This window comes from Acinetobacter sp. BSP-28, from assembly GCF_044130285.1.
GTDB lineage: Bacteria > Pseudomonadota > Gammaproteobacteria > Pseudomonadales > Moraxellaceae > Acinetobacter.
In genome coordinates this window covers 52208-75347 of the sequence record NZ_JBIQOB010000001.1, presented here as the reverse complement: position 1 = coordinate 75347, position 23140 = coordinate 52208, and the positions used below count along the sequence as shown (strand labels likewise).

Genomic DNA, 23140 nt, shown 5'->3' with positions numbered 1-23140 from the left:
AGATGGTTATGTCATCCAACTCTAAAGGAGAACACATGAGTGACAGCAGCAATCGATTGATGCCCCTGTCATTATCGGCACCAGGGGTAAATCTCGGTGCTTATATAAGTACCGTCAATCAGATTCCTATTTTGACGGCTGAACAAGAAAAAGAGTTAGCCGAACGCTACTATTACGACCAAGATTTAGATGCCGCAAAAATGCTGGTGATGTCACATTTGCGTTTTGTGGTTCATATTGCCCGCAGTTATGCCGGTTATGGTTTGCCACAAGGCGACCTGATTCAGGAAGGCAACCTGGGCTTAATGAAAGCCGTGAAACGCTTTGACCCGAATATGGGCGTGCGCTTGGTATCTTTTGCCGTGCACTGGATTAAAGCTGAAATTCATGAATATGTGATTCGTAACTGGCGTATTGTGAAAATTGCCACCACAAAAGCTCAACGCAAATTGTTTTTCAATCTGCGCAGCTTAAAAAAATCCAGTAAAAAACTCACTCTGGATGAAGCACAATCCATTGCCAATGACCTGAATGTCACACATGAACAGGTGCTGGAAATGGAAGGTCGTCTAACTGCCTATGATGCTGCATTTGAAGCGCAAGGTGATGACGATGATGAAGGTTCAACCCATGTTGCTCCAGCCTTATATCTGGAAGACAACCGTTACGACCCTGCTCGTTTAGCTGAAGAAGAAGACTACGAAGAACAAAGTACTTCTGCCCTGCATGATGCCATGGATCAGCTGGATGATCGTTCACGTAATATCTTACAGCGCCGCTGGCTTGACGACGAGAAATCAACCCTGCATGAACTGGCAGCGGAATATAACGTATCTGCCGAGCGTATTCGCCAGCTTGAGAAAAATGCCATGGAAAAAATTAAAGTGGCCATGTCTTCCAACTAAGTGACCGAATCTATTTAATGATATTTTGAAAAAAGGGCTGCGTGCTCTTTTTTCATCTTCAGGCTGCAGTAATGTTGCATTTTGCCTTTCGTGCAAGTACCAGAATATGCTAAGTTATGCGCAAATTTACTCAGGTAGTCATTGCTTATGTGGATTGCAATTTCAGCCCTCAATTTAGCTTTTGCTGTCATGCTCGGTGCTTTTGGTGCTCATGGCTTAAAAACACGGGCAACTGAAGCACAATTGGCTTGGTGGCAAACTGCAACTGACTATTTTTTCTATCACGCACTTGGGCTTTTGGCACTTGCCATTTTAGCCAGAGTCATCCCCCAACTTCCTATTAAAGCCAGTTTCGTGCTGATTCAAATTGGCATTTTATTTTTCTGTGGTTCACTCTATGTGATGGCCTTAGGTCTACCCCGCGTTTTAGGGGCAATTACCCCGTTTGGTGGCGCTTTGATGATTGCAGGATGGCTGGTTCTGGCGTGGAATGCCTTTAAATACGTGAAATAAAATTAAAGGGAATTAATGATGCAGATTTATTTGAATGGCGAAGCAAAAAATACCTCGTGCACTAATTTATTAGAATTAATTCAAGAACTTAAACTTGAAGGTAAACGTTTTGCTGTAGAGCAGAATGAAATGATTATTTCCAAAAGCAGATTGGCACAGACCCCTATTTGCGCTGAAGATCATATTGAAATTATTCATGCCGTCGGTGGCGGTTAATCGGAGCTCCCATGGAAGACACCCCGCTAATAATTGGTTCACGTACATTTAATTCACGTTTATTGGTCGGTACAGGTAAATATAAAGATTTAACTGAAACCGACTTGGCTATTCAGGCTAGTGGCGCAGAGATCGTCACGGTTGCAATCCGCCGGGTTAATATTGGTCAGCATCCTGATCAGCCGAATTTGCTTTCGGTTGTTCCTCCAGAAAAATATACCATTCTACCCAATACGGCAGGCTGCTTTGATGCCAACAGTGCAGTGCGTACCTGTATGCTGGCACGTGAACTGCTGGATGGTCACAATCTGGTTAAACTAGAAGTTTTAGGCGATGAAAAAACCCTTTATCCAAATGTCACAGAAACCTTAAAAGCTGCCCGCACCTTGATTGATGATGGCTTCGAGATCATGGTCTATACCTCGGATGATCCGATTATTGCTCAGGAATTGGAAAGCATGGGCTGTGTAGCAATTATGCCCTTAGGTAGCCTGATTGGTTCAGGTTTGGGGATTTTAAATCCGCATACCATTTCGATTATTAAAGAAAATGCCAAAGTTCCTGTACTGGTTGATGCAGGCGTAGGTACAGCAAGTGATGCTGCAATTGCGATGGAACTAGGCTGTGACGGCGTACTGATGAATACTGCGATTGCTGCTGCACAAAACCCAATTTTAATGGCCTCTGCCATGAAAAAAGCAGTTGAAGCCGGTCGTGAAGCATTCCTTGCAGGCCGTATGCCGCGTAAACGCATGGCCAATGCTAGCTCACCTGAAACCGGTTACTTCTTTAAATAAAATCTACCAACAAAAAAAAGGACTCAAATGAGTCCTTTTTTTATGCACTCCAATTAAGGAATCAAACCTTCATCGCGCATGGCAATTTGTACCGATTGGCGTTCTGCCACTTTATTACGCAAGGCAATAATATTCTTATACGGCATTAAGTCATGTTCAATACCATTCGACCAGTTGGTTAATACGAATAAATATGCATCTGCAGGGCCAAAGTTATCATCTACCAGATAATCATTATCCGACTCGCCAATCACTTTATCGATATAAGTCAATAAACGGTCGATTTCTGCATAAGCTTTTTCTTTTGCTTCTTTTTCCAGAGGAGCACCAAAGAAAACCGCATAAGCATCATGTAATTCTGAGTTTAAATATCCCAACCATTCGAGAACTTTGGCACGTCCTAGCCCGGATGGCGGAATCAAATCTTGTTTAGGGTCATGCTGAGCAAGGAAAGGTAAAATGGCAACGTTTTCAGTAAGGATCAAACCTGGATTAATTTCTAGAGCAGGAACATAACCTTTAGGATTAATCTCGTAATAATCAGCCCCTTTTTCTGTCTTGTGTGTTTTTAAATCAACGCGTTCCAAGTCAAAATCTACATTAATTTCATTCAAAATAATGTGAGACGCTAAAGAGCATGCACCTGGAGAATAATAAAGCTTCATACCTGATCCTTGTTATATGTCTATTCACTGTTTTAAATGGCTTCTAACAAACTTTCAAGTGATCAAACCTGTAAATTGCAAAAAAGCGTAAATATATAAAAATCATTTACCTTCTGAATATTGTCTAAATTTCGCATATTTTCAAGTCAAATTCATATGCTTTTTTGACTGAACTTGTTTTACCATACGCACCTTTAAAATTTGATGAAATCAATTCGTGTGATTAGCCTTAAAAAAGAACAATGGTTTTCCAATATCCGTAGCGATGTATTGGCCGGATTGGTGGTCGGTTTAGCCTTAATTCCCGAATCTATCGCTTTTTCGGCTATCGCTGGTGTTGACCCGCAAGTAGGCTTATATGCCTCTTTCTGTATAGCGGTAACGATTGCTTTCTTTGGCGGTCGTCCTGCCATGATTTCTGCGGCTACAGGTGCCCTGGCCTTGCTGATGATTACCTTGGTGAAAGATTATGGACTGCAATATTTACTGGCTGCGACGATTTTAACCGGCATCATTCAAGTCATTGCAGGCTATTTTAAAGTCGCAAAACTGATGCGCTTTGTATCGCAGTCTGTGGTGTATGGTTTTTTAAATGCTCTCGCCATTTTAATTTTTGCCGCACAACTGCCGGAAATTAATAAAATGGATAGCTTAGGCTATTTATTTATGGTGATGGGACTAGGCATTATTTACCTGTTTCCTTATCTGCCCAAAATTGGCAAAACCATTCCCTCACCTTTGGTCTGTATTGTTGTGCTGAGTGCTTTAGCAGTATTTTTGGGTGCCGACATGCGTACTGTCAGTGATTTAGGACAGTTCCCCGAGACTTTGCCAATTTTCCTGATTCCAGACATTCCGCTGAACTTTGAAACACTACAGATCATCTTTCCTTATTCCATCACCCTTGCTACGATCGGTTTACTTGAAACCATGATGACCACCACGGTGATTAATGAAATCACCGGAACGGAGGCTGACCGCCATCAAGAATGTCGTGGCCAAGGAATTGCAAATATTGTCAGCGGTTTTATGGGCGGTATGGCGGGTTGTGCCATGATCGGCCAGTCGATTATTAACGTTTCTTCAGGTGCACGTACCCGACTGTCGACTTTGGTGGCTGGGGTATTTTTACTCTGTCTGGTCGTTTTCTTCAAAGACTGGTTGGCTTATGTGCCGATGGCAGCATTGGTGGCGATTATGGTGATGGTAGCCTTCACTACTTTCCAATGGGACTCAGTGAAACAGTTCCGTCAGCATCCTGCTGCATTTAATGTGGTGATGATTGCTGTGGTGATTGTGGTACTGGCAACGCATAACCTGGCTTTGGGCGTGTTGACTGGTGTGCTGCTGTCTGCGCTGTTCATCATCAATAAGCTTGAAAGTGAAGTGAAAGTACAATCCACCTTGCACAATAAGCAACGTAACTATGTTGTTACCGGGCAAATTTTCTTTAGCAGTTCAGAAAAATTTTTCCAGTTTTTTAACTTTCAGGAACACATCGAGCAAGTCACCATTGATCTGACGCATGCGCATATTTGGGACATTACTTCAGCGAACATGCTGAATTCAGTCGTACAAAAATTTGCAGATAAAGGCATTCAAACTACTTTGATCGGGCTGAATGAAGCCAGCAGCACCTTGATTGACCAATATAACCAGTCCTGAAGAAATATTAAGCGTTTTCGGGCTCTTTATTTTTTTAGTACCAGCAAGATGTTTTAAGTGGTGAAAAATCTGATAAAAGTTTGACTTGTCAGGCGCAGGACTTAAAATACCGCATTCGAATTTTTTACATTTGCCAAAGTTATGTCGAACGATCAATTAGACCAGCAAGTTGTGGAGCTGGACAACTTGAATGAACATCGTGAAATTGTCACTTTTATGCGTCGTTCATCTCCGCTGAACACCTCTCAACGTACTGCGCTTGAACAATATGGTCACCTAATTTTGGAATATCCGGTGGGTGATTTACGTCAGCAGTTCGAGCATCCAGAACGCCCGCTTACTGTAGAGATTGGTTTCGGTATGGGCCGCTCACTGGTGCTGATGGCCAAGGCTAATCCTGAACGCAACTATGTCGGTATTGAAGTCCATGTTCCGGGTATTGCGCAATGTGTGTATGAAGCGGGTATGGCAGGCTTAACCAACCTGCGTTTATTGGATGCCGATGCCATTCAGGTGCTTCGTGAAATGCCAGACAACAGTATTAATGCCATTCAGCTGTATTTCCCTGATCCATGGCAAAAGAAACGTCATTTCAAACGTCGTTTTGTATCACATGACCGTATGCCACTGGTTGAACAAAAACTGGAAATGGGCGGTACCTTCCACTCTGCAACTGACTGGGAACCGTATGCTGAGTGGATGCTGGACGTTTTGGATAACCGTCCAAATTTGGAAAATATGGCAGGCAAAGGCAACAGCTATCCTCGCCCTGACTGGCGCCCACAAACTAAGTTTGAACGTCGTGGTTTAGAGGAAGGTCATAAAATTAATGACTTCCTGTTCAAGAAAATTGGCTGATTTCGGTTAGAAATACGGTAATAAAAAAGCGCTCTACTGAGCGCTTTTTTATTGGGTCATTAGCGTATAAATAAGCGGTAAATTAGCTGTTGAATCCACGTTCCATAGGGTGGATAAATCAATTTCATTAAACTGAATTTTGGCCGTACAAAAACAGACTTGGCATGACTGAAGGTTTTAAAGCCTTCATGACCATGATAATGCCCCATGCCTGAGGCACCAACGCCGCCAAACGGCATATCTTCCATCCCGGCGGTCATGAGTGTTTCATTCAGGCAAACACCGCCACTGTGGGTTTCATGCAAGACTTTCTGCTGTTCAGCCTTGTTATAGCCAAAGTAATACAAAGCCAAAGGACGTTCACGCGCATTAATATATTCAATCGCTTCTTCAATATGCTCATAACAGACAATCGGCAGAATAGGCCCAAAGATTTCATTCTGCATTAATTGCATATCGTCATTCACATCGGTGACGACCGCATGCGGCATGCGTCTGCCATCTGCTTCCGCTTCAATCTGGATCAGCTGCGCACCTTTTTGCTGTGCATCCAGTAAATAATGCTGTAATCGCGCGAACTGACGGTTATTAATGATGGCCGTATAATCAGGATTGTCAGCAATACTGTCTGGATAAAACTGCTGAATCACTTCGAAATAAACCTTGATGAATTCATCCTGCTGGCTGCGATGCACTAAAGCATAATCCGGTGCCACACAGGTTTGACCTGCATTCATGGTTTTTCCAAAAGCGATACGACGTGCACTTTCTTTCAAGTCTGCATCTTGAGCCACAATAGCCGGAGATTTTCCACCCAACTCCAAAGTGACTGGCGTCAAATGGTCAGCTGCTGCATGCAGTACATGCGGTGCAATAGCAGTTGCCCCTGTAAACAGCAGATGATCGAATGGCAATTGGGTAAACTTTTGTGCAATCTGCGCATCACCAGTAATGACATTGACATGACTTTGCGCAAAATTTTCTGCAATCAGCTTCTTGAACAGCTCAGAAAATGTTGGCGTATATTCGCTCATTTTAAGCATGACATTATTGCCAGCAGCTAAGACCTGTGCCAATGGCCCTATCGCCAAAAACAAAGGATAATTCCAGGGCACAATCACGCCAATAACCCCTAAGGGCTGATACATCACATAAGCGCTAGCCGGCTGGAACAAAATGCCGACTTCACGCTTGCTCGGCTTCATCCATTTTCTTAAATGTTTCAGACTATGCTTGATGCCATTCAAGCTGGTCATCACTTCAAACAGACGGGTTTCATCTGAACTGCGGTTGGAAAAATCATGACTGATGGCTGCCGCGATTTCATCCTGATGCTGCGCAATCATTTGATACAGGGTCTGCAAATGCTGCTTGCGCTGCTCCAAACCTGGATAAGTCTGGGCCTTAAATGCCTGCTTCTGCAGTTCAAAAACCTGCTGCAATTGCTCCTCTGCCGTGTCAGAATCTTCTGCCCCAAACTCATCGATGGTTTCAAAAAGCTGATGTTGTTCCATCGCCATAGTTTTATTTCCTATTTTTCTTGTTTTACAACATAAATGAAACTTAAGCTGATGTCAGTACAATTCCTTGTCTATTCAAGCCACATACTGTGTTCGCGCACCTTGACGGATCAAATCGACCGCTTTTTCCGCAATCATGATCACCGGAGCATTGGTATTGCCATTGACCACTGTAGGCATAATGGATGCATCTACCACACGTAAATTTTGTATGCCATAAACCCGTAACTGCGGGTCAACCACCGCCATGTCATCCACACCCATTTTACAACTGCCCACCGGATGATAAACCGTGTCTGCCCGCTCACGCAGAATCTGACGAATATCATCATCAGTTTTTACATGTTCGGTAAACAGATCACGTTTATAAATTTCGGATAATGATGGCGACTGCATCAGTTTCTGCGTAAGTTTAAAACCTTGCACCAGATCTTCCAGATCCTGTTCATCACCCAGGAAATTAGGATCAATTTTTAATGGATCAGAAATCTTGTTGCCGCTGAGCTGAACCGAACCACGGCTACGCGGATTCAGCAGGCAAACGTGGCAGGAAATGCCGTGGCTGGCATGAAATTTACGGGCATGATCATCGACCAGTGCCACGACAAAATGCAACTGCAAGTTTGGTATCTTCAATGAAGGATCACTTTTTAAAAAACCGCCACATTCGGCAAAGTTTGAAGCAATCATGCCACGGCGTTCCTTGCGGTAACGCCCCACCTGCTTAAACAGATCCAGTGAGCCGGACATCGACACACCAAACGTGCCCTGTATATCTTTCACGCTATAACCAAAAATAAAGTCTGGATGATCATGAAAATTTTTACCCACACCCGGTAAATGATGCTGCACTTCTATTTTATGCGCTGCCAGCTCAGCTTGATCACCAATACCGGACAACATCAAAATTTGCGGAGACTGGATTGCCCCAGCACTCAGCAAGACCTCTTTGCGGGCACGCAGCTGTTTGATTTGTCCTGCATGCTGCACCTCTACACCTACCGCTGTTTTCTGTTCAATCAGAATTTTCTGTGTCAGTGTCTGGGTTAAAACTCTCAGGTTTAGACGCTGCAAATGCGGATATAAATATGCACGGGCAGCGCTGCAGCGTTCACCATTCACATGCGTGACCTGATAGACGCCCAAACCTTCCTGTTCCACGCCATTAAAATCATCCAGTATTTTGTAGCCTTGTGCCTTAGCGGCAGCAATATAGCGCTGATGCAGCGGATTATCGGTGCGGACATCGGAAACTGAAAGTGGCCCTGAGTTGCCATGGTATTCATTCTGTAGACGTTCGTTATTTTCAGACTTGATAAAATAAGGCAACACCTCTTGATAAGACCATCCGCTATTGCCTAAAGAAGCCCAATGATCGTAATCGGCCGGGTTGCCGCGAATATAAATCATGGCATTAATATTGGAAGAACCACCCAGACCTTTGCCGCGTGGCTGATAGCCTTTACGTCCATTCAGCCCTGCTTGTGGAACCGTCTCAAAAGCCCAGTTATTAATTTTGGTCGGTAAACTGACCACAGCTGCAGCAGGGATGTTTATGGTCCAATTTTCCCCATTACCTCCGGCCTCTACAAGGCATACTGAAATATTTGGGTCTTCACTTAAACGGCTCGCCAAAACACTGCCGGCACTGCCCCCGCCAATCACGATATAATCGAATTCCTGCTGCATATTTCTCGTTCCTTAACATTATTTTTATTGATTAATTTTATAATGTCTTCTAATAACATAGAACGCAGTACAACAGCAGTGGCTTTGCTACAAATGATATAAATATCTAGATGTACGGTAATTTAATCGCCATGACCACACGCTTTTAAATGCTAATTTAAGTTTTAGCCATAAAGCCCTGATAGCAGAGAATCTGGGTAAACCGTTCTACCGTATCAAAACCGCAGCCTTTAAGCTGTTCAAAGGTTTCCTGTTCCGAGAGTGGATAAAAATCATCATCTAAACGATCCACCATGACTGCAGTCTGCGAAGTCGTTAAGCCATTTGCCTCACATACATATCTGAGCGTTTGCAACTCCTGATCGGACCTGATTTTGGTCAAATCAAAAGTCATGAATAATCCTTGAGATTTCAAACGCGAAGAAATGGCCTTAAAGAACTTGGGCTTATCTGCAAAGTCCACAAAATGCGTGACCAAGATAGAAAGTGCTGCATCATAAGTTGAACCTATTTTTAACTGATCCACATTGCCCAAGACAAACTCCACCCGATGCGATGCATTTAAGGCACGGATATGATGTCTGGCTTTATCCAGCATGTTTTCCGATAACTCTGTTGCAGTAAAGGTCCAGTCAGGAAACAGCTGAACCAGATGCCCCAGCTCATAGCCGGTACCACAGCCGACAATCAACACATGTGCATATTCATCCACATACGTTTTCAATAAAGCCCTAATTTGTTGATGTACCACTTCATAGCCGGGAATGAGCTTTCGGATATGTTCATCATAGCCATCCACAACATACTGACTATTAAAATCCTTTGCCATACGCGCCTCCTTTTGCAATGCATGATCTTAATTTGTTTAAGTTTAAGTCACTCTTCAACATGATGCGATTGCAAAATCTGCTGACTCATCAAATTGTAAACATTTTTCAAATCTTCCCTTTTGGCATCATCCAGCATCTGTTGATGCATATTCAGGATATTTTGATCACCTCGCATTGCAGGTCCTGTCTGCATGTGCTTAGGGTCATGCTGTACGGCTTTATGGGCTGTTTCTAAAATCAGTGGATAAAGCAGCGAAAAATCGACATGCTTGGCATCGACAATCTGCTTCGCCATGTCATAACAATAATTGCTAAAATTACAGGCAAATACTGCTGCCAGATGTAAGCTTAAACGCTGGGTCGATGTATATGTATAGACGCGTGAGCTTAAGCTGTTTGCTAGCTCAGTCAATTGTGCCAGGTCATTGGGCTGGGTTGCCTCCACAAACAATGGTGTGGCCTGCCAATCTACTTCACGCGCCAAACTAAAGGTTTGTAAAGGATAAAATACTCCGGCACGTGCATGAACCTCTGCCAGAACCTGAATATCGGTACTGCCTGAGGTATGCACAATCAAGACATCGGCGAATTGTGCATGCACCTGTTGAATGACCTCAGCAATCGCCTGATCACTCACTGCAATAATCACCAAATCCACATCTGACTGAAGTTCTGCAATATTGACCGTAGCCCTTGCAGCGACCTGACTTGCCAAAGTCTGGGCATGTTCTAGAGTACGGCTATATATCTGCACAATCTGATGATTTTGGCTTAACACAGTAGCCAGATGATGCGCCACGCGTCCCGCACCAATAAAACTAATTCGCATAGCTAAGTTCACGTTTTACAATTCTGTACAAGCATGCCAATAATAAAAGGACGAATCAATTCATCCTTTTATTTAATTGCTATTAGGGTCTGTTAGGCAAACTTTTTTAAACTGGGATAAGGTCTACCTTTAATTTATTTACTGTTTATTTACGCCCTGCTCATCCACTTCACGTATCATGCCTGTTTCGGTATTTAGCACTTCAAACTCAATACGGCGATTTTTAAATTGCCCTTCAGGCGTTGCATTATCCGCTACGGGTTGTTCCGAACCATACCCTACTGCTTGTAACTGGGCCGGATCAACGCCTTGTTTGACAAGGTAATCCACAACGGCTTGAGCACGTTTTTGCGATAATGCTTTATTCTTTTCAGCATTACCTACAGCATCTGTATGCCCTTGTACAGTTAGTTGAACTTGGGGCGCACGTTTGATCAATGCAGCAGCCTGATCCAGAATAGATTTATTGGCATCTGGAATCTCTGCACTTGCAATATCAAAATTGATAATCTGCATATTCAATGCGGTCGCGATATCCAGTGCGCGAATCTGATCCGGATTAATTTCTGCCAATGCTTTTTCTGCATTGCTATTGCCGGCAGTAATAGCAGTATTAGCTGCCGATGCACTGCTCATTCCAGCCGGAGTCAGCACAGTCATGTTTTTCACCAGGGGTCGAATTTTAGCGGCAAGTTGTTCAGCATCAGCCGGATTAGCGGTCTGAATGGAGAGCTGATTTCCCACCCAAGTTAATGAGGCATTGGGCACACCTTTGACCAGTTTTAATACGCTTGGAATGACATCTTGATCGATAAATTCTGAATGATAGCGGCTATTGTTTTCCACACCACAACCCGTGTTGTGATTAAAAATCTGTTTAATTTCCTGTTGCAGAATATCAATATAATTTGCATTGCCAGAATAGAGCTGACATGTGGTTAAATCTCCTGTCGAACCGGTACTTAACTGTAATTTTGCCGGTTCACTACTCGCAGTTTCAGCAGGTATACCACTTGCCGGGGTGATCTGTTTTTTATCTGAACACGACTTAAAAATAAATGCCAATAGCGCAGCTAAAATAAGGAAAACAATCAAGGGAATTAAAAAGCCTGATTTCCTTTTTTCCTCAGTGACCCGATAAGGGTCAACGGGTGGCGCTTGATGTAGACTTTGCCCTGATGCCGTACTGATCCCTAAAGCACTAAGGAGTGCAGGAGCCCAATGTGGCAAGGCACTGGTTACAGCAGGCCAATGGCTTTCAATCAGATGAGTAATGGCACCGGGTTCGGAAGATCCAGCCTCCGTTTCCAATACCCCCAAGGTGGGTGCTATAGAACGATTGAGAGTTGATTCAATTGTTTCTGTCGGCACCGTGCCGGAAACCTGTTGCAAAAACTCCTGCTTTAAAGATGGGTTGATGTTGAAGATATCTCCCAGTCTTGGATTTAATTGATTCTGTAAATTTACAATAAGATCGGGTTTAGATTTGAAAATAGATAATAAAATAGGGAGAAAACTGCTTAATGCCTGACTCTTTTCACTCAGATATGCTGTGTCTCCCTCAAGAACCGTTGCAGATACTTTCTGCTTTAATAAATCAATCAAATCAAGATTCATTGCGTATTCCTCTTATTGTCTTCTTATCATGTCCTTTTTTAGTCTATTCGTTCATTTTTTAGACAGTGTAATAAATTGTATTATTTGAATACTATTATTTTTCAACAATAAAAAAGCCAGCCGAAGCTGACTCTTTTAATTTTTAAAAAACGATTTAATCGTTTAAGCTGCGAAAGTTTTAATCACTTTACCCACCACTTTCTGGTTAATCAGCGGAGTATTTTTACCTTGAGACACGATGCTCTCTTTGCTGACTGTCCATTCAAGTTGAGGATCAACCAGAGCCCAGCCCGCTTCTTCAGTCCAGCGTTCCAACATGTTGGCCACTTTTGCCGGAGCAACCGTGACTTTTTCCACCCAGTCTAAAGGCTCAAACAAACCTTCATTAATCAGCTGAAGTCCAAACGGGACAAAAGTATCGAATGCGGTGAAACCCGGTTGAGTTTCAGCAAATGGCGCCATTTTTGCAGAACTGCTGAGCGGCTCATGATGGGTAGAAATGGCATCAATGACGCCCTCTTTCACACCTTGACGCAGCAACGCTTTATCCTGTTCGGAACGTAATGGCGGACGTACATGGGCAAGTGAGTTGAAGCCATCAATCAATTGATCTGTCAGATGTAACTGGTGCATGGCAACATCACAGGTCACCGGTAAACCTTTTTCTTTGGCGATACGAATCAGTTCAACTGAAGCACCGCAAGACAATAAGCCGAAGTGAGCACGGACTTTAGTCGCTTCAATCATCAACAAATATTTGGCAATCGCAACGGTTTCAGCCAAAGCTGGAATCATCGGCAAACCCTGACGTGAAGCAATAAAGCCTTCATGCACACAACCGTCTTTGGCAATTTGTGGTTCTTCCGCATAGAACACCACGGTCATGTTCAGACCTGCAGCATATTCCAAGGTACGAATCACTACATCATCATCAGCGAACGGCGCATTGGCATTGGAAACTGCAGTACAGCCACCTTTTTTCAGGCCAGCCATATTGGCAGGTTGATTTCCTTTCAAACCTTGAGTTTGCGCACCAATCACTTCTAAGTAAATGCCACCATCCAGCATGGCTTTTTCAACCAGGCCGTGAATGAGTGCGCCGTTATCCTGTACGATTGGTTTTGAATCTGGTGGGGTAAACACATGCAGAATACCGTTTTCACGGGCAGCTTTGCCTTCGGACTTTAAAGTCCCATGCTGCTGCTGACCCGGTTCACGTAAACGAGCGCACAGATCCACCATGGTTGGCATCAGCCATTTGCCCTGACCATCAATGGTTTCAGTGACATTAGCAGTTTCAGCAACCCGTTTGCCATTTTCAATATATACAGTCTGTACGCTGTCGGTTTTGTTGATGGGGTCCAAGACACGTACATTTTCAATTTTTACAATACTCATGACTTTCCCTTATCCCGCAACCGCTTCTAACAAACCTTTTTCCTGCAACTGACCTTGCATTGCCAAAGCCAACACCGCCATACGTACCGCAATACCATTGGTCACCTGATTTAAAATCACTGACTGGGTTCCATCAGCAATGCTGGAATCGATTTCTACACCACGGTTCATTGGACCTGGATGCATCACGATGCAATCCGGTTTCGCCATAGCCAGACGTTCTTTATTCAAGCCGTACATTTTGTAAAATTCAGCTTGTGAAGATAAAGCTGGCGAATCAATACGTTCATTTTGAATACGCAGGGTAATGATCACGTCGCAATCTTTAATGCCATCTTCCATGTTGTTAAATAGACGAACATCTTCACCATATTCAGCAAAACCATATGGCAGCAAGGTATTTGGCGCAATCACACGGATATCTTTACAACCTAAGGTTTGTAGTGCGGCAACATCTGAACGTGCAACGCGTGAATGTTTAATATCACCAATGATGGCAATACTGATATCTTCAAAATTCTTTTTGGTTTCTCGGCGAATGGTCAGCATGTCCAGCATCGCTTGTGTCGGATGTGCATGACGGCCATCGCCGGCATTAATAATCGCTACATTCGGGCAGACATCTTTGGCAATAAAGTGCGGCGCACCTGAAGATGAATGACGCACCACAAAAATGTCTGTTGCCATCGCTTCCAGATTCCACAGCGTGTCACGCAGGGTTTCACCTTTGGAAGTACTTGAACGGGCAATATCAATGTTGAGTACATTGGCAGACAGACGCTTTGCTGCAGCTTCAAAGGTGGTACGGGTACGGGTCGAGTTTTCGAAAAACAGGTTCATTACCGTACGACCTTCGAGCAGATTATTGGTAATCAGCTGATTTTGGTCATTAAAAAAGGACTGTGCTGTGTCCAATATTTTTGTGAGGGTTTCTTTGGAAAGACCTTCGATGGTGAGGAAGTGTTTTAAGTTACCATCTTGGTTGAGTTGAATCTGGCTCGGAGTATGCAATGCCGCCAAGTGCATGAGAGATTCCTTATACGTTAAGTCAACGTATTATACAGAGTTTAATCGATTTAAATAGTTCAGCTTGACCTTACTTGTCTAAAAAGCAGCTCGGTATTTGAAATAAAAAATATAATTCCTATTTAATTTTTCAATAACATAATTTAACCATTCAACGATTTAGCCCCCTGATTTTAAAATAAAAAAAGGTAACTCAGTCTGGTTCCGAGTTACCTTAGGCAACTAGCGTAAGGCACCAATGTAGCGGTTTGCCCCTTGTGCACGTTCTATGTCTTCTTGAGTAGGTTCAACCGAAATTAAGCCTTCATGTTGCGTGAACAGAATTTCATTTACCGGCTCTTCATGAACTTTTAATCCCAGCACTTTAGTCAAACGTTCAACCAAGCGAAGTAATTCTGGGTCTTGTGTTTGCTTCGCCATCACCATCACATGTTCAGCATATTCCAAGTTCTCTGTAAGATAGCTTGCATCGATCACTCGCCCCGATACCCGTCTTAACCGTGCATAAATAAGTGTTGCAACTGAAAAAACTTCATTTGTAATGATTACACTTTCTGACATTTGTAATTCCCATCTCTAAAAAAGAAAGTGAGGCATCAAGCACTCCCCTTGATCAAGCAGCCTCACAGGGCTATGTAGCAATATCTGTACCAATATAAAAAAAGCCCACATGATTCAACATATGAGCTCTCTTAAAATGATGTTTTTCTTATATTTTAGAATATGCTAAAACTTACATGGTCTTCGTCAAAAGCTTTTTTATTGGTTTTATTTTCCTTGGAAAGACGAATCTGTTGGTCTTCTTCATTTATAAGTTCATGATCGTCTTGTAAATCTAAAACAGCTCGCAAACGTTCCACATAACTTGCAAGCTCTGGATCTTTTGTCTCAAGTGCAAGTGTGACAACATGATGTGCATAGGAACGATCCTGCATTAAATACATGACATCAATAACCCGGCTATTCACTTTCCTTAAGCGTGCATACAACAATGTCGCAATTGAAAAAATATCATCCTTTTTTGCTGTAATATTCATACCTTATCCTAAATAAAATCCATTCATTAAAATTTAAAATTCATTTTTAAGTGCAGTGTAATTTTACATATCCCCTGAATTTTCAATTGGCTTTTTATTCCAACATTTAGAGCTTTTTATAATTAATACACTGACCTAAGTTGCTTGAAGTTTTCAAAATATAAAAATTTTTCAGCACTAAAATAAGTTAAACTTATGCAAGTTTTTATTTTATTTTTTTCGGTCTCTCTATTTTATGAATACCTCTTCACGTTTAAGCAATTACTGGGTCACCTGTGCAGATGGACTTGAAACCTTACTCCGCGAGGAAATTGAAGGTTTAGGTGTTCAAAATATTGAACAGTTACCGGGTCGTTTGGTTTTCAAAGGTACATTGGCAGATGCATACCGTATTTGCATGTGGTCGCGTTTGGCTTCACGTGTCTTAACCCCAATTCATACTCATGAACTTGAATTCACCCATGACGCACGTGATGTGGCAGAAGAGCTCTATGAAGGTGCAATCAACTTTGACTGGTCGCTTATTTTTGCACCACAAAGTACATTTGCTATCCGTTTACACGTAGAACGTGACATTAAGGTCAATACACAGTTCGCAACCTTACGTGTAAAAGATGGTGTTGTAGATTCCTTTATGGAAGCCGTGGGCAAACGTCCAAGCATCGACATCAAACAGCCTGAAATTACCCTGTATGTCCTGGCAGGCAAAACTGCACATACCTATTGCTTGGATTTATCTGGTGATTCTTTACATAAACGTGGCTATCGTCATTACATGACCGATGCCCCGATTAAAGAAAATCTGGCAGCAGCCATTCTGCAAAAAGCCAAATTAAAACAACGTAATCCCGATATTATTTTAGATCCAATGTGCGGTTCGGGTACTTTTATCATTGAATCTTTGATGATGCTCACTGACCGTGCTCCGGGCCTAGTACGTCGTTTTGGCTTTAACGGCTGGAACGGTCATGACCATGAACTCTGGATGTCAATTAAAGCAGAAGCCGCAGAACGCCATCAAACAGCATTGCAACAGCCTTTACCACAATTTTATGCCTATGATGCAGACTGGGAAGCAGTCAAAGCCACCAAGCAAAATATCATTGCCGCCGGTTTTGAAAAACTGCTTGATCATATCAAAATTGAAGAGCGCACGCTGGCGGATTGGCCAGATTTCAAGGCTGAAGGCAAAACTTCATTTATTGTCACCAACCCGCCTTATGGTGAACGTTTAGGAGATAAAGCTTCAAACCGTGCTTTATATTTAGGTTTATCTGCGCTGCTACAAAAGAATTTCCCGAATCAATATGCTGCTGTCATTGCGGCGCAGGTTGAACAGGCTGACGTGCTGGCATTCAATGAACCGCAAATTCTGCGTTTGATGAATGGTAAACTGCCGATTTATGTGCGTTTCGGTATCATCAAACCAGCTGCTGTATCAGAACCATTTTTAGCGCATTGGCAACCGCAACAGTTTGAGCCAATTGAAGGTGCTCAGGACTTCACCAACCGTCTGCAAAAGAACATGCAGAATCTAAAAAAATGGGCAGTGAAAGAAAATATTTTCTGCTTGCGTTTGTATGATGCAGACTTGCCAGATTTTAATGTTGCGGTAGATTTGTATGGTGATCGCCTACATGTACAAGAATATGCACCACCAAAAACCATCGATCCTGAAAAGGCTAAAAAACGTTTCAATCTTGCCTTACAGGCCATTCGTTCGGTAACTGGTTTAGGCCGTGATGCGATCTTTATTAAAACGCGTGCACGTCAAGAAGGTAAAAACCAGTACACCAAACAGAGTACTGCTTCTAAACGTTTTATTGTACAGGAAGGTAAAGCCAAAATTTTAGTCAACCTGACGGATTATCTAGATACCGGCCTGTTCCTGGATCATCGTCAAATGCGTTTGCGTATTGCTGCGGAAGCCAAAGGAAAGCATTTCCTCAACTTGTATAGTTATACTTCTACAGCAAGTCTGCATGCTGCTTTAGGTGGCGCTGCAAGTACCACCAGTGTCGATTTATCCAATACTTATTTAAACTGGTCCAAAGAAAACTTTGTCTTGAACGGTTTAACCGTAGATCATGCCGATGAACAACACCAGTTCTTTGCCAGTGACTGTTTTGAGTGGTTAAAAGAAGGTCATGAGCAATATGACCTGATCTTTATCGATCCGCCAACGTTCTCGAATTCGAAAAAGTTTCATGGCACATTCGATGTACAACGTGACCACTTGTCCCTGATCAAGCGTGCAATGAACCGCTTAACCACAGATGGTACCTTGTACTTTTCTAACAACTATCGTGGCTTTGAAATGGATGAAGAAATTTTAGCCTTCTTTGATGTGCAGGAAATTACCAATGAAACCATTGGGTTGGACTTCAAACGTAATACTAAAATTCACCGTGCCTGGAAAATTCAACATCCACAAAATGGCTAATATATTTTAGATACTGCACTAACTAAAAAGGCTGCCTATCTGGCAGCCTTTGTTTTTACATATGTTAATTTAAAAATTTCTTTTCACCGTATTTATATTCAATACCGATTTTTAAGATATCGCCTTCCCGTTTCGCTTGCAGCGTCTGCTGCATACCATCCAGCATTTGCTCAAGTTCTTGATCCGATAAGGTTTTACCGCCCTGTTGCAGATAGTTTTTCATGATGGTTTTCATTATCTGTTTATCATATTCAACATTGGCCTGATATTCGACCAGATTGGGTGCCATTTTCAATAGGCTTTCAAAAGAGGATTGATGTCCTGGCATGACTTTGCCGGTCAGACTCGCCTTGGCGTATCCATCCCCCACTTTGATTTGATTATTTTGTGATTCAAAACTAAACCCATCATTCACAATAGCCAGAAAACTATTCGCCAGGTCTTGACTCAACTCTTGTTTCGTTGCGCAGACTTCAGATTTTTTTTCCAATAAATCCAAGAAAGTCTGTATTTTCTGCTTGTTTAGTGCTTTCAGGTTCATGTTCATTTGAAAATCACGAAAACTTGGTGTTTTATGCAAATTCATTTCACCAATTTTAATCTGGGTATCAAAATTGACCTTGTGTTCATCTAACTCAGTATTCACAATCAATGCAAAGTCTTTCAATTCTCCGCTGCCAAATTGCTGTACATTTCGATCAGTACGCTGGATTGAAGCAATATTTACTCGAGTTTTCCCTTCATCCAAAACAGAATTTAACCCCTGATTGGTCTCGAACTCTAAATCACGCATCTGCACATGACCCAATTTATCATTCACAGTAATATTCGGAATCTGGAATTTGAGATTAAGTACATCCAGTTGATCAGCTTTAGATTTTGCATCTATTTTTAACGTCATCGAATCAATTCGAGTTTGTATATCAGCCTCATTTTTTTCATATACAGGCGTAGTCAAGGATGAATGAATCACTCCCAGCCAGTCAATTTTGGTTTGAGCTGTCAAAGGCTGTTTCAATAGCACTTTAAAGACCTCATTGCCTTGCTTGAGATGAATTTGCGACTCAATATGATAACCATTCCAGCTGCGTTTAATTGCATCGGTCCCATTCAGAATTAAAACATCTTTGGGTTTACATGGATCAATGGTGAATTCAGCAACCCAGTCTGCAGAACCCTGCATCGGCCCCATATTAAAATTATGATACTGAATCGACATTAAATCGGATTTTTGCTTCTGTTGATAATACGAATTTAGACTCTTATCTGCATATAAGTTTCCACCTATTACAGATGTTGCCAATACAATAATACTTCCCACACCCCAGATTAATTTTGACATCACATGTCTCATTTTTTGCTTATTTTGCAGACAAGTATATGTTAAAAAATAAATTTAGTGTAATTTTTCACACAACTAGATAACTCCCAAATCATACTGCATGATGAGGGAATCTATCTTTACGTTTAAATGATGTTTCTGAGCTTTTTAAATCCGCCCCGACTCGAAATAACTGATTTTTCTCCGATCAAAAGTCGTATATGGACAGGCTTTAAAGCTATGGAAATAATGTTTGGCTTGAATGACATGTGAGGTTGTCTTATCCATCCAGCTGATTCTTGGGTCATTATTAGCCAAAGTAATACAATATGCCTGTTTCTGGCGTAATTTTGTTTGTTGCTTGGCATGAAAAATCAGGCTGGCAAATACATCGAGTTGTTCAGGATGACACAGTGCACTATGAATCATGAGATATTCAAAGGCATCGTTGACCTTGGGTAAAGCCAAGACACCACGAATTTCAGCATAGACATTATAAAAAGGTTTCAGCACTTTTAATGGCAGTGAATACTGAACTACACGGGTTTGCTTAAAGGATTTCTGATTCCACAATCCATATACCCCCACCATCTTATGATTTTGGTCATACATCAGATAAAAATCATGAATTTTCATGCCTAGCCAAAATGGATGATTGGGTTCCGCCAATCCGGAAAAATCATAATTGGGCAGAAAGTTATAATGCTCTTTCATTGAAATAATAAAGGCATTAACTTCACTGACATGACTCGCCTTCATTTGCTGAAAATTATACTGAGAAAATTGTGCGGGTTTAACTACCTGGGAAACAGTAAAGGTAGAAATATCGTCATAATGAAAAGGGATGGGAAAACCTTTACGCTCGTTATGCAAAATCCCACATGCCACAGTATTATCTTCTAGAACCACGCTTTCAAAAATAGTCTCACGTGGAATTTCATCATAGACATAGTCCATCAACAAGCGCATGACTTTGTTGCCACGATGCTCAGGCAGCATGCGTAAATCCGCGACATAGCGCAACACCTCTGACCTGCCATTGATAAAACAATTGCGCCAACCCAAATTCATCATGGCCACAATTTCTGAGTGATTATCTTCTGGCACAACCAACTTAATATCAGGATGATGGTATTGTGCATGGCTGGCACCAAGATAACTTGGATAGCGTTCAAAAGCCCAAGTCATGCCATTACTGGGCATGGTTTCCGCAATCAACTTCACCAGTTGCTCATCATCTGCCGCTGTGGCTGATCGCACCACAAAATTAGGTTCGTTTTGAGAACGATAAATTTCATTATTATTGTTGTTCGATGCATGTAATACATTTAAGCTCATAAATTTTTACTCAAATTATTTTTGTTTTCATTTTTTTCAACGGTTCAGGCTTAATATTGCCTTCAATCATTCCATTCTTCATGGCCAGGTTTTTGTAATAATCCCAGGCATTTTCAACATGTTTTACTTCAGGCTCGTCTAACTGTCCAAGGTTGCGTGCCAATTCATAATGAAAATTTTCTTTTAATAACTGATCTAAAGCAGCAGCAGTGGGTTGTTTATGGATATTTCCTTCACTCAACATCATGTAATGCGGCTTTTTCTTATTGCAATGTTCAATACCCAAAATACTGATCGGTAGATACTCATCCTGTTTAAACTCTGCCAAAACTTTGACCGCCACACTATGATCCAGTTTTTCACCGACCAGATCGACTGTCATTTTCCGTCCTAAAAAGCGGAAACATGGAATACGTTGATAAAAATCGACCACTTCCAGTTCATCATCAATCACATAACGAATCAAACCAGAGCCTGTGGTAATCACCGGACTGACGATGTCACCTACTTTAAGCTGCCAGGACGGTAAGACTTGCTCACCATCTTGCAGAATAAACTCATAAAAATGTGATTGATAACTGAGTGGAAAACGATCTGCAAACGGAATGGTGACTACACCTTCTGTTGCCCATAAGCCTTTGCCTTCGAAAGCAACATTTGCCACACGGTCTTGTAAATCTTTTGCCCAGCGTTCAGCACTTGCAGTGTCCCAACTGGAAATCAGGGTTAATTTCGGCCAAAGCTCTTTCCACGCCATTGGATCTTGTAAATTCAGTAGCTGCAATTTATAACTTTGTTCCGAGGACTTCGGAGCTTGCAAATAATCCAGACCTTGGCGTGACCATCGTCCCGTTTTTAATACCCTGACAATTTCATCCTGGTATTGCTCGATAATATCGAGTAACTGTAATGCAAATGTCGGACTCCAGACTGAAATCATGCCTAAATTTTTATCTGCCACCAAAAATACAGCTGTGGCAAACATGGCATCTTCGGCCGATTCTGCCAGTGCAATATCGGTCGGCACTGATTGGGTGACTTTACTCAATATCCGCTTAGAAACATTAAGTAAAGCACTGTCATCATTAAGATTACTATTTTCTAAAAGTTTGCGCTGGCTTTCTGGCAACCAGGATACTGACCAATAGTGGGTAGAATTTTTTAATTGGGGATGTTGGCGATATAAATTGCTTAACCACAGTCCAATCGCTTCATCCAGCTCATTCAGGAAAGATTGTGTATAAGGAATAAATTTCAGTGCTTCGCTTGAACCACTGGTCGGCTGAAAACGTACAATTGTCTCTGGACCTAAACAGTTTTTCCCGCTTTGCCTGGACTGTTCAATTTTCTCTTTCCAGTCCGCATATCGTGTCAAAGGATATTGTTCTGCAAAGTCCTCATAACTCAGCCTTTGTGCGGTATGTTGTTTTAAAAAATGATCCAATTTTTGACGCTGGACCATTTCCAAATTATTCGCTTGCTGCCGATAGCGGTTGAAAGCTTTTCGGCAGGCAAATTGCAATACTTGATGTGAAGCTGAAAGCAATAAATCCATCGTTATGCCACCTTAGAATTTGAGTCCGAGGCGATATGCAGAGGGCGGTTTTTATGACGATTTTACTATCATATTTGCTTTCACTGGTGCTTTTGCTCAAAAAACGATTCACATAACGGTATAAATCGCTCCAACGCAATTCCCCAATACAAGGTAATTCAGTACCGTCCACCCATGTCGGGTTCTTGTCTTCAAAAAATGCTACCTTGAAATTTTTTTCACGTACATCATTGGTAATGGGGGCAACATCCGCTTTTAAAGGCTGATAATCTTCACCAAAATTCAGTAAACCTGTGGATTTTTCATAGTATTCAGAAAAATATTGATGACAGTAGGACTCTACAAAATCTTTTAAATGCGGATGTTTTTCATTGTAATGCGGATAATAACTATAAAAATTATTGGCCAACAGCAAATAGGTTTTGAATCCTTTAGAAATCAAGATCCAATAAATTGGCTTCAATGGATAACGCATTTTAAAAGTCACGATATAACGGAACATCGCACGGGTTAAAGCTCTGTTGCCCCAATATTCTTTTTCAATAATGGTGTCGCCACTAAAAAAGGCATGATGGGCTTTACCATTAACTACAAAATCACGCTCCATTACGGTAGAAAAGCCAACGATTTGTTTATTTTTAGGTTCTAAAATAAGGAAAACACCTGTTTTTTCTAAAAAGTCACGCTCAAAAATTTCATAACGCGTATTGGCATAATATTTTTGATAAATACCATACATACATTTGAGTTCTTGAACCGTTACTTGGCTACATTTTTTATAAGCACTATAAGGCTCGTTTTTGAGCAAACGCATCAGCTTAAATTCGATCATGATTACGATTCCATGTAACCTTCTCTTTGGAAGGCAATATTGTTTTTGTTTTAAATACTTTTTATACAAGTGTATTTATATAAAGT

General features: G+C 41.8%; 20 protein-coding genes and 1 pseudogene. 7 read left to right on the top strand and 14 right to left on the bottom strand.

From position 1 onward, the window contains the following. Positions 1 to 35 precede the first annotated feature (35 nt). From rpoH to ACE01R_RS00320, 4 genes are all read left to right on the top strand, one after another. Positions 36 to 905, top strand: a complete 870-nt coding sequence (gene rpoH / locus ACE01R_RS00335) for an RNA polymerase sigma factor RpoH (protein WP_395543981.1) — start codon at positions 36 to 38, stop codon at positions 903 to 905. 147 nt (positions 906 to 1052) lie between these two features. Then, positions 1053 to 1418: a DUF423 domain-containing protein gene (locus ACE01R_RS00330; protein ID WP_395543980.1), complete on the top strand. Its 366-nt coding sequence runs from the start codon at positions 1053 to 1055 to the stop codon at positions 1416 to 1418. An 18-nt stretch (positions 1419 to 1436) separates the two neighbouring features. Then, positions 1437 to 1634, top strand: a complete 198-nt coding sequence (gene thiS, locus ACE01R_RS00325) for a sulfur carrier protein ThiS (RefSeq protein WP_395544331.1) — start codon at positions 1437 to 1439, stop codon at positions 1632 to 1634. An 11-nt stretch (positions 1635 to 1645) separates the two neighbouring features. Beyond that, positions 1646 to 2431, top strand: coding sequence for a thiazole synthase (locus ACE01R_RS00320; RefSeq protein ID WP_086200191.1), 786 nt, complete (start codon positions 1646 to 1648; stop codon positions 2429 to 2431). A 53-nt stretch (positions 2432 to 2484) separates the two neighbouring features. Here the strand turns inward: ACE01R_RS00320 and ACE01R_RS00315 are convergent, their stop codons facing one another. After that, positions 2485 to 3096 (bottom strand): glutathione binding-like protein, encoded by a 612-nt coding sequence (locus tag ACE01R_RS00315; RefSeq protein WP_395543979.1) that lies wholly within the window; start codon positions 3094 to 3096, stop codon positions 2485 to 2487. Between the two features lie 219 nt (positions 3097 to 3315). Between ACE01R_RS00315 and ACE01R_RS00310 the strand changes: the two genes are divergently transcribed. Then, positions 3316 to 4761, top strand: a complete 1446-nt coding sequence (locus tag ACE01R_RS00310; RefSeq protein WP_395544330.1) for a SulP family inorganic anion transporter — start codon at positions 3316 to 3318, stop codon at positions 4759 to 4761. Between the two features lie 141 nt (positions 4762 to 4902). Next, positions 4903 to 5619 (top strand): tRNA (guanosine(46)-N7)-methyltransferase TrmB, encoded by a 717-nt coding sequence (gene trmB / locus ACE01R_RS00305; RefSeq protein WP_291352304.1) that lies wholly within the window; start codon positions 4903 to 4905, stop codon positions 5617 to 5619. Between the two features lie 59 nt (positions 5620 to 5678). On the opposite strand, the gene ACE01R_RS00300 is transcribed toward trmB, so the two are convergent. The 9 genes from ACE01R_RS00300 to ACE01R_RS00260 form a co-directional block, all read right to left on the bottom strand. After that, complete coding sequence (locus ACE01R_RS00300; protein ID WP_395543976.1) at positions 5679 to 7139, bottom strand: coniferyl aldehyde dehydrogenase; 1461 nt, start codon at positions 7137 to 7139, stop codon at positions 5679 to 5681. A gap of 75 nt (positions 7140 to 7214) precedes the next feature. Beyond that, entirely contained in the window at positions 7215 to 8828 is a 1614-nt protein-coding gene (locus ACE01R_RS00295; protein WP_395543975.1) for a GMC family oxidoreductase, read from the bottom strand. Positions 8829 to 8985: 157 nt separating this feature from the next. Next, positions 8986 to 9657: a class I SAM-dependent methyltransferase gene (locus tag ACE01R_RS00290; RefSeq protein ID WP_395543974.1), complete on the bottom strand. Its 672-nt coding sequence runs from the start codon at positions 9655 to 9657 to the stop codon at positions 8986 to 8988. A 47-nt stretch (positions 9658 to 9704) separates the two neighbouring features. Continuing rightward, the gene (locus tag ACE01R_RS00285; RefSeq protein ID WP_395543973.1) at positions 9705 to 10487 is read right to left on the bottom strand and encodes a Rossmann-like and DUF2520 domain-containing protein; all 783 of its coding nucleotides are present in this window, start codon (positions 10485 to 10487) and stop codon (positions 9705 to 9707) included. 138 nt (positions 10488 to 10625) lie between these two features. Beyond that, positions 10626 to 12104 carry an OmpA family protein gene (locus tag ACE01R_RS00280; protein WP_395543970.1) on the bottom strand — a complete coding sequence of 493 codons (1479 nt, stop codon included), beginning with the start codon at positions 12102 to 12104 and terminating at the stop codon, positions 10626 to 10628. 162 nt (positions 12105 to 12266) lie between these two features. Beyond that, the gene (locus ACE01R_RS00275; protein WP_395543968.1) at positions 12267 to 13502 is read right to left on the bottom strand and encodes a dihydroorotase; all 1236 of its coding nucleotides are present in this window, start codon (positions 13500 to 13502) and stop codon (positions 12267 to 12269) included. 9 nt (positions 13503 to 13511) lie between these two features. Beyond that, the gene (locus tag ACE01R_RS00270) at positions 13512 to 14528 is read right to left on the bottom strand and encodes an aspartate carbamoyltransferase catalytic subunit (protein ID WP_395543967.1); all 1017 of its coding nucleotides are present in this window, start codon (positions 14526 to 14528) and stop codon (positions 13512 to 13514) included. 222 nt (positions 14529 to 14750) lie between these two features. Then, complete coding sequence (locus ACE01R_RS00265; RefSeq protein ID WP_395543966.1) at positions 14751 to 15089, bottom strand: hypothetical protein; 339 nt, start codon at positions 15087 to 15089, stop codon at positions 14751 to 14753. A 155-nt stretch (positions 15090 to 15244) separates the two neighbouring features. Continuing rightward, positions 15245 to 15565 carry a hypothetical protein gene (locus ACE01R_RS00260; RefSeq protein ID WP_395543965.1) on the bottom strand — a complete coding sequence of 107 codons (321 nt, stop codon included), beginning with the start codon at positions 15563 to 15565 and terminating at the stop codon, positions 15245 to 15247. A gap of 235 nt (positions 15566 to 15800) precedes the next feature. On the opposite strand from ACE01R_RS00260, the gene rlmKL reads away from it, so the two are divergent. Further along, positions 15801 to 18008 (top strand): bifunctional 23S rRNA (guanine(2069)-N(7))-methyltransferase RlmK/23S rRNA (guanine(2445)-N(2))-methyltransferase RlmL, encoded by a 2208-nt coding sequence (gene rlmKL, locus ACE01R_RS00255; RefSeq protein ID WP_395543964.1) that lies wholly within the window; start codon positions 15801 to 15803, stop codon positions 18006 to 18008. A gap of 64 nt (positions 18009 to 18072) precedes the next feature. On the opposite strand, the gene ACE01R_RS00250 is transcribed toward rlmKL, so the two are convergent. The 4 genes and pseudogenes from ACE01R_RS00250 to ACE01R_RS00235 all read right to left on the bottom strand — a co-directional run. Beyond that, positions 18073 to 19350, bottom strand: coding sequence for a DUF945 family protein (locus ACE01R_RS00250; RefSeq protein ID WP_395543963.1), 1278 nt, complete (start codon positions 19348 to 19350; stop codon positions 18073 to 18075). Positions 19351 to 19497: 147 nt separating this feature from the next. After that, positions 19498 to 20667, bottom strand: a complete 1170-nt coding sequence (locus ACE01R_RS00245; RefSeq protein ID WP_395543962.1) for a GNAT family N-acetyltransferase — start codon at positions 20665 to 20667, stop codon at positions 19498 to 19500. A 10-nt stretch (positions 20668 to 20677) separates the two neighbouring features. Further along, positions 20678 to 22222: a GH3 auxin-responsive promoter family protein gene (locus ACE01R_RS00240; protein WP_395543961.1), complete on the bottom strand. Its 1545-nt coding sequence runs from the start codon at positions 22220 to 22222 to the stop codon at positions 20678 to 20680. Positions 22223 to 22268: 46 nt separating this feature from the next. Continuing rightward, positions 22269 to 23054: pseudogene (locus tag ACE01R_RS00235) on the bottom strand (hypothetical protein); the annotation flags it as partial. Between the last annotated feature and the right edge of the window lie 86 nt (positions 23055 to 23140).

What these genes read in the sequence shown, in the direction of transcription:
- rpoH (WP_395543981.1), top strand. Translation starts at nt 36, where the DNA reads ATGAGTGACAGCAGCAATCGATTGATGCCCCTGTCATTATCGGCACCA.
- ACE01R_RS00330 (WP_395543980.1), top strand. Translation starts at nt 1,053, where the DNA reads ATGTGGATTGCAATTTCAGCCCTCAATTTAGCTTTTGCTGTCATGCTC.
- ACE01R_RS00280 (WP_395543970.1), bottom strand. Translation starts at nt 12,104, where the DNA reads ATGAATCTTGATTTGATTGATTTATTAAAGCAGAAAGTATCTGCAACG.
- ACE01R_RS00285 (WP_395543973.1), bottom strand. Translation starts at nt 10,487, where the DNA reads ATGCGAATTAGTTTTATTGGTGCGGGACGCGTGGCGCATCATCTGGCT.
- ACE01R_RS00300 (WP_395543976.1), bottom strand. Translation starts at nt 7,139, where the DNA reads ATGGCGATGGAACAACATCAGCTTTTTGAAACCATCGATGAGTTTGGG.
- ACE01R_RS00245 (WP_395543962.1), bottom strand. Translation starts at nt 20,667, where the DNA reads ATGAGCTTAAATGTATTACATGCATCGAACAACAATAATAATGAAATT.
- trmB (WP_291352304.1), top strand. Translation starts at nt 4,903, where the DNA reads ATGTCGAACGATCAATTAGACCAGCAAGTTGTGGAGCTGGACAACTTG.
- ACE01R_RS00275 (WP_395543968.1), bottom strand. Translation starts at nt 13,502, where the DNA reads ATGAGTATTGTAAAAATTGAAAATGTACGTGTCTTGGACCCCATCAAC.
- ACE01R_RS00265 (WP_395543966.1), bottom strand. Translation starts at nt 15,089, where the DNA reads ATGTCAGAAAGTGTAATCATTACAAATGAAGTTTTTTCAGTTGCAACA.
- ACE01R_RS00260 (WP_395543965.1), bottom strand. Translation starts at nt 15,565, where the DNA reads ATGAATATTACAGCAAAAAAGGATGATATTTTTTCAATTGCGACATTG.
- ACE01R_RS00290 (WP_395543974.1), bottom strand. Translation starts at nt 9,657, where the DNA reads ATGGCAAAGGATTTTAATAGTCAGTATGTTGTGGATGGCTATGATGAA.
- ACE01R_RS00320 (WP_086200191.1), top strand. Translation starts at nt 1,646, where the DNA reads ATGGAAGACACCCCGCTAATAATTGGTTCACGTACATTTAATTCACGT.
- ACE01R_RS00270 (WP_395543967.1), bottom strand. Translation starts at nt 14,528, where the DNA reads ATGCACTTGGCGGCATTGCATACTCCGAGCCAGATTCAACTCAACCAA.
- ACE01R_RS00250 (WP_395543963.1), bottom strand. Translation starts at nt 19,350, where the DNA reads ATGTCAAAATTAATCTGGGGTGTGGGAAGTATTATTGTATTGGCAACA.
- ACE01R_RS00295 (WP_395543975.1), bottom strand. Translation starts at nt 8,828, where the DNA reads ATGCAGCAGGAATTCGATTATATCGTGATTGGCGGGGGCAGTGCCGGC.
- rlmKL (WP_395543964.1), top strand. Translation starts at nt 15,801, where the DNA reads ATGAATACCTCTTCACGTTTAAGCAATTACTGGGTCACCTGTGCAGAT.
- ACE01R_RS00315 (WP_395543979.1), bottom strand. Translation starts at nt 3,096, where the DNA reads ATGAAGCTTTATTATTCTCCAGGTGCATGCTCTTTAGCGTCTCACATT.
- ACE01R_RS00240 (WP_395543961.1), bottom strand. Translation starts at nt 22,222, where the DNA reads ATGGATTTATTGCTTTCAGCTTCACATCAAGTATTGCAATTTGCCTGC.
- thiS (WP_395544331.1), top strand. Translation starts at nt 1,437, where the DNA reads ATGCAGATTTATTTGAATGGCGAAGCAAAAAATACCTCGTGCACTAAT.